The sequence below is a fragment of the Mesotoga sp. UBA5825 genome (genome assembly GCF_002432955.1).
Lineage (GTDB): Bacteria > Thermotogota > Thermotogae > Petrotogales > Kosmotogaceae > Mesotoga.
The window spans coordinates 9850-12158 of sequence record NZ_DJHG01000013.1; the positions used below are offsets into that span (position 1 = coordinate 9850).

3 protein-coding genes are annotated in these 2309 nt (G+C 45.9%); 1 reads left to right on the top strand and 2 read right to left on the bottom strand.

Translation table 11 applies throughout. The features are described from left to right. Nucleotides 1-766: ABC transporter substrate-binding protein (locus B3N33_RS00965; RefSeq protein ID WP_292591859.1), on the bottom strand; the 766-nt coding region annotated here is incomplete at its 3' end. Between the two features lie 221 nt (nucleotides 767-987). On the opposite strand from B3N33_RS00965, the gene B3N33_RS00970 reads away from it, so the two are divergent. Further along, on the top strand, nucleotides 988-1209 hold the full coding sequence (locus tag B3N33_RS00970) for a hypothetical protein (protein ID WP_214078966.1): 222 nt from the start codon (nucleotides 988-990) through the stop codon (nucleotides 1207-1209). 424 nt (nucleotides 1210-1633) lie between these two features. Here the strand turns inward: B3N33_RS00970 and B3N33_RS00975 are convergent. Beyond that, nucleotides 1634-2309: Fic family protein (locus B3N33_RS00975; RefSeq protein ID WP_292591860.1), on the bottom strand; the 676-nt coding region annotated here is incomplete at its 5' end.

The window sequence follows — 2309 nt, forward strand, 5'->3', positions numbered from 1 at the left end:
GGACTCCAGGAAGGAAGAAGTTGCTGATGTCCAGCTCTCCTTTGAAAATCATACCCAGAGCTACGTTGTTGCCGGAAACGGTGAGGTAGACTATTCTCTTGGGGGTCGGCTTGATTCCCAGCTGCTCGATACCCCACCATTTGTCGTTTCTCAGGTAGATCATTCTGTCCAGACCGTAACCTTCAGCCAGGTAACAACCCGTTCCTATCGGTCCCTCGTTCGCTCCTGTAAGAATCTCGGCTTCCGTTTTGTTTTTCCATATGTGTTCAGGAACCATAGGCAGCTGATAGAGCTGGAAGGACCACTGCTGATAGAGTGGTTCAGTGAAATGGACACGCACGGTCAGTCTGTCAACCATCTCCACTTCTTTTATCCAGTTCCACATTGAGCTGTAATGGACTCCGGGATACTTTTTGGCGATATCGAATGTGAATTTGACGTCTTCGGCATCGAACTTTTCTCCATCGGTCCAGTATACTTCGTCTCGAAGCTTCAGCTCGTAGGTCTTTCCGTCTATCCATCCTCCATCCACTGCAAGCCAGGGAATCATCTCGTTGCTTAGAGGATCGAACATAAACAGGTACTCATAGATGAGACCGTTGGTTCCGGTCATGATCGCCCAGGGGGTGAATGGATTCCAGTTGTTCGGCGGACTCCACAACCCTCCACCGGCGTAGAGAGTTTCCTTCCGATCGTAAACTTGACCAATAGCGAGGCTACAAACGAGTATGATGGCCAGAAGTAGTAGAATGAACCTCTTTTTCATATACCCAACCTCCTTTTCTAACCCTTACGGGCTCCAACAACATGATATTACTGAAAACATTTACATATTAAAGCGATCTTGGGCTGATATTTCTCAGAAATCCGTAATTATCACCGAACAGGGCACACTGTTTTCTTTATTCACAAATGATTAACGCTATTTCAAGGCAAACCGCCTGGCCTTCCGTATGCCGGATTGTAATTGATATTAAAGGAGGTAGTATGAGTGTTCTTCACTCGCCACAGGGCAACAACATGAAATTGCTTTTGCATTTCTCTTCATCAACTACTCTTGGAAGGATCCGCATGATATCTGTGATTGTGAAAATGGTTTTCATTTTCATAAATGAGGTCGTTGAGGCTCCAAAGACTTTGGAGAGGACGGCTCTTCTCCATGATGGAATTCCTCACTTTGCGATCTATCGGAACAGCTTGGTATGCTAGAAATCCCGCAAAATTCCGACTATGAATGAATATGTGAGTCTGGCGCGTTAAAGAAAGTAGATAGGCATAGCAGATGCCTCAGTATAGTTGGTACGTTCAAAATGAAGACCATAGCACTTCATGATCAAATCGTGAGTCATCTCTGACTTTTTCAGAAGAGTTGTTTTGTATTTAACACGCAAATGACAATCCCGGTTTTATCCGACTGAACATAGTGCTAGAACGTACTGAAAGCAATTAGAGTCATTAGTGAAGCGACTTGATGTCATAACCTTTGTGAAAATGAAAGGATTGGGAACGATGGGGAAGAGCAGCTGCTTCACGTTGGCTCTTCCTATGCCCAATGTTTCATATTCGGAATTCGCCCTTCTTCCCCAATACTCTCAGCGTTGAAGAACAGCGTTGGCACATTCCAAGAACAATCTCAAGATTCAGTTCCGATAAACTGCCGATATATTTCCGATAATCCATATCTTCGATTCTTGTTCGAGGGATCGAGTACTTCGAGAAAGCCTTCTTGGACCCACTTGTTTACTATGTTTCTCACCATTCTCTCTGAAAGCCCCAGGTTGTTTGCCAGCTCTCTTACAGTCAAGAAATCTCTTGAAGCGAACATAGAGAGGATATTCTTCTGGCGATGGTCAAGTCTTCTCAAGAGCACTGGATCTTGAGGATTTTCTCCTTGGGTTAGAACTTCCTTTTTGGCTGCTTCGAAAGCCTTTGCGAGCAATTCCACGAAGTATCCAACCCAGCCGGTAAGATCGGCCTTCTCTCTTCCCTCATAATAGTTGTGGTGGGGATGAGTGACTAGAGAGTTGTAATAGAGCTGAAGGTCGCTAGCGTGGTACTCCTCTAGAGAACAGATTCCGTTCAGTCCATAGCCTCCCCTTTGAAGAATGAAGGTGGACAAGAGCCTTGCGGTTCTTCCATTCCCGTCGTAAAAGGGATGAATAGTAACGAATTGGTAGTGAACGAGCGCGGCGATCAGCGGGACTGGGGTCTTATTCCGGGCCTCGTGCTCCCAGTTAACGAGTCCCCCCAACAGTTTCGGAACATCCTTTGCTTCCGGAGGAAGGTAGATGATCGCATTAGTCAGGGAG

Bases quoted from the DNA above. Each gene is read 5' to 3' on its own strand.
- B3N33_RS00970 (WP_214078966.1), top strand. From the start codon at position 988: ATGAGTGTTCTTCACTCGCCACAGGGCAACAACATGAAATTGCTTTTG.